Origin of the sequence: Pontibacter rugosus (assembly GCF_042678745.1) — a bacterium.
In the GTDB taxonomy this organism is placed as follows: Bacteria; Bacteroidota; Bacteroidia; order Cytophagales; family Hymenobacteraceae; genus Pontibacter; species Pontibacter rugosus.
The window spans coordinates 1-6,116 of the sequence record NZ_JBHTLD010000254.1; the positions used below are offsets into that span (position 1 = coordinate 1).

General features: G+C 45.9%; 7 protein-coding genes. 3 read left to right on the forward strand and 4 right to left on the reverse strand.

Annotated elements, in window-relative coordinates; translation table 11 throughout:
• Nucleotides 1-353: hypothetical protein (locus ACFQ2O_RS19145; protein WP_377531785.1), on the reverse strand; the 353-nt coding region annotated here is incomplete at its 3' end.
• 91 nt (nucleotides 354-444) lie between these two features.
• Here ACFQ2O_RS19145 and ACFQ2O_RS19150 point away from each other — a divergent pair.
• Together ACFQ2O_RS19150 and ACFQ2O_RS19155 are read left to right on the forward strand one after the other, a co-directional pair.
• Nucleotides 445-1,152: a helix-turn-helix domain-containing protein gene (locus ACFQ2O_RS19150; RefSeq protein WP_377531788.1), complete on the forward strand. Its 708-nt coding sequence runs from the start codon at nucleotides 445-447 to the stop codon at nucleotides 1,150-1,152.
• A 146-nt stretch (nucleotides 1,153-1,298) separates the two neighbouring features.
• A complete protein-coding gene (locus ACFQ2O_RS19155) occupies nucleotides 1,299-2,276 on the forward strand; it encodes a hypothetical protein (protein ID WP_377531791.1) in 978 nt (325 codons plus the stop codon).
• Between the two features lie 114 nt (nucleotides 2,277-2,390).
• On the opposite strand, the gene ACFQ2O_RS19160 is transcribed toward ACFQ2O_RS19155, so the two are convergent.
• The gene (locus tag ACFQ2O_RS19160) at nucleotides 2,391-4,715 is read right to left on the reverse strand and encodes a S46 family peptidase (protein ID WP_377531794.1); all 2,325 of its coding nucleotides are present in this window, start codon (nucleotides 4,713-4,715) and stop codon (nucleotides 2,391-2,393) included.
• Between the two features lie 98 nt (nucleotides 4,716-4,813).
• Here ACFQ2O_RS19160 and yidD point away from each other — a divergent pair, with 98 nt between their 5' ends.
• Complete coding sequence (gene yidD / locus ACFQ2O_RS19165; protein WP_377531797.1) at nucleotides 4,814-5,035, forward strand: membrane protein insertion efficiency factor YidD; 222 nt, start codon at nucleotides 4,814-4,816, stop codon at nucleotides 5,033-5,035.
• A gap of 129 nt (nucleotides 5,036-5,164) precedes the next feature.
• On the opposite strand, the gene ACFQ2O_RS19170 is transcribed toward yidD, so the two are convergent.
• Complete coding sequence (locus tag ACFQ2O_RS19170; protein WP_377531800.1) at nucleotides 5,165-5,821, reverse strand: SdpI family protein; 657 nt, start codon at nucleotides 5,819-5,821, stop codon at nucleotides 5,165-5,167.
• Between the two features lie 4 nt (nucleotides 5,822-5,825).
• On the reverse strand, nucleotides 5,826-6,116 hold a 291-nt coding region (locus ACFQ2O_RS19175; protein WP_377531803.1), incomplete at its 5' end, for an autorepressor SdpR family transcription factor.

The following is a 6,116-nucleotide window of genomic DNA, read 5'->3' on the forward strand; positions in this document are numbered from 1 at the left end:
GGGCATACTGCTCTATCAAACTTAAATCTATAGTGCCTAGGTATATTCACCTCATATAAGTCTATTGCAGCATTATCGATAGTCGTTAAATAAAGTTCTTCCACTCCAATTGACGTTAGAAATACATCTACGGCACCATGTTTATTTATCATGGCTTTATTAATTGCGGCTGTTCCTGTTTCATCAGTTAAGACTTTTTGAATTTCCTTACCACTAGCCTTAATGGTTAATACATCTATCCCGTTGCTCCAGACTTGATTATCTGTGGTTCTGTTATAATTAAGCTTGATTTCTGTAATGTCATTTTTACAGAATATCAAAACTGTAAGGATAAATGAGAAAATCAGTTTCATACGTTTACAAAATTCATTCTGTCAGACTAACACCTAACATATGCCCTTAGGACACTTGTGCCAACATATACGTTCAGCTAAGCGCTTTTTGGTGAGCTATGTAGATTTCGCTTTAAGCCCGGAAATGGTTAGCATTGCGTTTGTTTTATACTTGCATCAATTTAACGAAAACGCTGTGACCTTAGCTGAGAAAATTGTGATCGACCGAAAAAGCAAAGGCTTTTCGCAGGAAGAGCTGGCGGAGCGTGCTAAGGTGAGTCTACGCACCATACAGCGGATAGAAAAAGGAGAGAGCGAGCCAAGAGGATTTACTTTGCAGGCCATTGCAGGTGCCCTGGGTAAGTCTGTTGATGAGTTTGTTGTGTTTGCAACAGAGCAGGCTGTATCTGCAAAAACAGAAGCTACTACGACCGCAGCTGTTACTGCACAAAACGACGCAGCTACTTACCTGCAGCTCATCAACCTCTCTGCGTTGAGCTACCTGGTGCTCCCGTACCTAAACCTCATCATCCCGATTGTGCTCTGGCGTAAGAAACGTCACGAACTGGATATTGATGCCGTTAGCAAAAAGATCATCAACTTTCAACTCCTCTGGACAGTGGCGCTGCATGTTTCCTTACTGCTCATGCTGCTCTTCCAGTTGCTGTTAGCCTACTACTTTCAGATGGAGCCCGGGCCGGGCATCCTGATCGTGTTCTTTATCATGTACCTGCTGAATGCCCCCGTTATTATGGCAGCCTCTCTTAAGCTGAAAAAGGGCAGAACAGACATTTATCCCTTTGGGCTGAACATTTTCTAAGTGTTGCGCCAAGTATAAAACCTGCTCCTGCGCCTGCCAAAGGCTTTTGACGTGAGAATGTCGTAAAGGTGACGTAAGTGCGGCACAGGCAGTCGGTCTGGTAGTGTGTACTATTGCTAAAACACAATCAAGCAAATAGTATACACATGAAACTCTTCAGAAACATCTGCCTTTCCGTGCTGGCACTTCTTATTCTAAGCAGTGCCGGAGGCTATCTATACTTTAAGCGCGCGTTTAAAGCCCCGCTCAATCAACTGGTAATTCAAAAGGGAACATATGAGGTTCCGTTTACCTGGATGGTAGATACGCTAAAAGACAAGATCAACCCGAATGCTGCCATGCTCTTGCCTGTCACTATACCCGGCAGCTCTAAAACCTTTTACATGCAGTTTGATTTAGGGGCACCGTATTCTATGGTTTATGAGGGGGAAATAAAAGCAATTGCGCAAGCAACAGGGGGTGTCAAGATTCAGGAAACGGAAAAGGGGCTATACTTAGACGACTTTCAGTTTAAGCTGGGAAGTATGGCAGTCAGTGCCAAAGAGATAAAAGTTTTAGCATACGGTAGCCCGACCATCAACTGGGCAGATACAGCAAGTATAGATATTATCGGTACCCTAGGCGCTGATGTGATAGATAGAAAGGTGCTGGTACTGGACTACCCGCAGGCGCTCCTACAGTTCAGTGATGAGGTCCCGGCCGTTGTAGCCGCTAAAGCTAATTTTACGTCGCTTACCTTTGAGGAAAGAAGAGTCATTATCCCTGCCGTCATCAATCAAAATAAAACAAAGGTGCTGTTCGACAGTGGCTCCAGCGCCTTTGAACTGCTGACAGACAAGGAAACATGGCAAGCGCTTGCTACAAAGCAAGCAACTGAAAGTACAGTAGAAGTAAACTCCTGGGGCAACACCCTTACCGTGCATAGTATAGCCTCCAACAAAAACATACACTTTGGCAAAACAGCCTTGCCGCTTCAGAACGTGCATTATATTGATGGGGCAACCTTTATGCAACGGATGCTGATGCAGTTCTCCGGAATGGCCGGAATGGTGGGCAACACACTCTTTCTGGAGCACGTCATTGTGCTGGATACAAAGCACAGCAGGTTCGGTATAGTAGAATAGGGGCAACTACTACTTAGTGTATTAGATGCTAGCAGGAACTGCGAGATCTGTAAAACAAAACAGGCGCTGGAGATACCTCCAGCGCCTGTTTATATACGTTAGAAAAGCGGTTGCTTAGTCTTTAATCTGAAGTTTTACCTTCACGTCGCCTTGCTTCTTTTCTACTTTAAACTCTTTTTTGCCGTTCTGCAGGTTTTGCTGTGCTTCTGTAACAACAGCGTTTAACAATTCTGCCTGTGGCGTTTTAGCTTCGGCTTTGGCTGCGTCGCCGGCACCTGGGCTGTTAGTGTCTACAATCGTCATCTCGTTGATCAGGTTCTGCGCGCCTGCGAATTTATCGATCAGGAACAGCAGATAACGAGAGTCCATGTTGATGCAACGCTTGTATTCCGGGTCAAACACCAAGTCACCAGTCATGGCTTCCCAGTTGCCGTCGAAGGCCAAACCGATCAGCTCACCTTTGCCGTTGATTACCGGAGAACCTGAGTTACCACCTGTAATGTCATTGTTGGTGATAAAGTCGGTTACCAGCTCGCCTTTAGAGTTAGCATAGCGGCCGTAGTCTTTTGCCTGGTACAGTTGCTTCAGTTTAGCCGGAACCACGAATTCCTCGTTGTTCGGATCTTCTTTTGTCATCACACCATCCAGCGTAGTATAATAGTTATACAGCACGCCATCCTGTGGGCTATAGTCTTTTACAGCACCGTAGCTCAGGCGGATAGTTGAGTTAGCATCCGGATAGTACACTTTGTCCGGGTTCATCAGGCGCAGGCCAGCTACATACAGGCGATTTGCCTTGTCTAGCTTGGCATTGCTCTCAGCCAGTTTTGGCGCAATGTTGTTTCTGTAGTTATCGATGATGGAGTTCACGATCTGGAAAGCCGGATCGTTCTCCAAGGCTTTTTGTGTAGGGTTGCTCAGGAAGTTGTTCAGCTTCTGCTCGTCTACTACCACTGAGTTGTTGTACACATAATCAGCAAGCTTGTCGAAGTTGCCGTTATACTTTTTCACCATGCTCTTGAAAGCCTCTGGCTGCTGGTCTTTGGCGATGTCTTCAGCGTAGTACTTCATCAGGGCAGCAAACACTTTTTTATCTGCTGGCTTGTAGTAGTCTTTGAAGAAGGCATCAACACGTGGCTTCAGGTCTGTAGCAGCTGTTTGTGCTGCAGCTTTGTTGCCTGACTTTAGTGCGTTGTAAAGCGGAGCCAAGCGGTAAGCCATCATCAATGACTCTGTGCCTAACACAGCTTCGTTCAGGTATACAGTACCAAGATTATACTTCTCGATGGTTGTATATGCCTCGTTTATGTCGCTCAACACATTGCCATAGGTAGCTTTGCGAGAAGCATCAGCAGTAGCCCAGTTCTGGAATTTATCCTCATCTACCAGCTTGCCCTCAATGGTACGCATACGCTTGATACCTTCGTTTTGGCCGATGGAGTACTTGTAGTAGTTAGAAGTAGACGCATACTTAGAGGCATACTTAATACGGGTAGCCGCATCTTTGTCCATCTCTTCTTTCCACAGGTTCAATTTGTCGTTACGCAGTTTAATGCGCGACTTGTTCAGCTGGTTTACTTCCAGTTTCAGACCATGCGACGTCATGAAACGCTTTGTGCGGCCCGGGAAACCGAACACCATCGAGAAATCACCTGGCTCTTTGTCGCCGATGTTGATAGGCAGGTGGTGCGCAGGCTTGAAAGGAACGTTGTTTTTGCTGTAAGCAGCCGGTGAGCCATCTGGTGCCATGTATACACGGAACATAGAGAAGTCGCCGGTATGGCGTGGCCACATCCAGTTGTCGGTGTCACCACCAAACTTACCGATAGATGACGGAGGAGTGCCTACTAAACGCACGTCGTTGTAACGGTTGTACACAAACAGGTAGAACTCGTTGCCGTTGAAGAAATCGCGCACATACGTTACGTACTTGCCGTTTTCAGACGCTTCTTTGGCCAAAGCCTGCACACGTTGTGCAATCAGCTGCTGGCGCTGCTCTTCTGGCGTGTTTTGATCGATGCCTTCCAATACTTTGCCTGTCACATCATCCATGCGGTGCAGGATATCAACAAAAAGGCCTTCGTTCGGAAGCTCCTGGTCTTTAGAAGTGGCCCAAAAACCATCAGTCAGGTAATCATGCTCCGTGGTAGAGTGAGACTGAATGGCACCGTAACCGCAGTGGTGGTTGGTTAGCAATAAGCCTTCAGGCGAGATAAACTCACCGGTACAGAAACCACCGAACTGTACGATCGCGTCTTTCAGGCTGGAATTGTTAACAGAGTAAATCTCTTCGGCAGTAAGCTTAAGGCCTTGCTTTTGCATGTCTGTGTAATTCAGACGCTTGATAAGCATCGGCAGCCACATACCTTCGTCTGCCTTGGCCGAAAACGGCGCAACTAGCGAGACTAAAAGTAAGAGTGAAAGGATTCTTTTTAACATGGAAATTTGTTTAGATGAATTAAACTGTTGCAAATTTAATAAAATTATGTGGCTCCTAACAGCCGTTAGGGTTCTTTAGCTGTCGCAAAAACCAAACCATGACCTGGATTCTGAAAAAAATTATATTGTCGCTAGTATGGGTGTACCGGAATATGATATCTCCTATCACCCCTGCTGCCTGCCGCTATACCCCCACCTGCTCTCAATATGCCGTAGATGCCGTAAATAAGTATGGCCCGTTCAAAGGTGGTTGGATGGCGATGAAAAGAATAGGCCGTTGCCATCCCTGGGGTGGGAGCGGCTATGACCCGGTTAGGTAAAGTAGTATAGTTTTACTGGCTCAACCGAGCTGCTTGTTGTGCATGAGCGAAAGAGCAAAGCAGAAAGGCGAGTAGGTTTCTTGGTTTCGTAGTTAGAGGAGGTATAGAACCATGCAATTTTACAAGAGGCTACTGTAATGCCTTTTCTTGCTGAAAAGCTATAAAAGAGTGAACAACTGGCACAAGCACCAAGGCAGCAATGATCGAAATAAAAACTGTTTCCCGAAGAGCAGCATCCGCTATAAAAGTGAGCAACGCAATCAGCACCCCGCCAACTACCCATAAGCGACCTCCCAACCTGTGTGTTTTTCGCCAGACCGTCTCACTTTCCAATGTCCAGGGTGTTCGAATGCCAATAAAGTAATTCGGCTTCACGGCTTGAAAATAGTTACCCAACGCAGCCAGCAAGGCTCCAATAAGCACGGGCAACAGGCTCATATGTATGCCTTGGTCAGGCATAGCACTGTAAATCAGGAATCCTGCAAATGCAGTCATAAACAGAAGCAGAATTACTCTAAGGCTGTTATACTTGCTGCCCATGTTTTCGATTCTTCTTTTAGGATCAATGGCGGGTATGAATAGCAGTAGCACGTTGAGCCCTATAGTTGAAAAAAGCACTATGGCTGCCAGCTCTGTTTTACTTGCCCAGCCGTTTGGCTCACCTTGCAAGTTAAAATGAATAGGTACGCGCGCCGGTAGCGTTGCCCAGGTAAACCACAGATACGCCACTGGCAGTAAAATAATTAGCCAGAGCAAAATCTCAAGAGGTAAGTTAAGTCGTTTCATCGTGCTATTCTTTAAGGTTCAAAATCCAGTTCAGAAGATCGTCCAGCACAGTTGTGTTGAGCGAATAGATCACAAATTGCCCTCTTTTCTCAGAGCTCACCAATTCCGCCTGGTGCAATAGGTCCAGGTGATGTGAGATGGTGGGTTTGGTTACTTGGAAAGCTTCAGCTATATCACCGGCAGACATATCTTTTTCCTTTAACAACTTTAAGATATCTCGCCTGGTAGCATCGTTAAGGGCTTTAAATACTTTGTTCACAAGCTTTATTAGGTATTTAGACAAATATCTAAATAA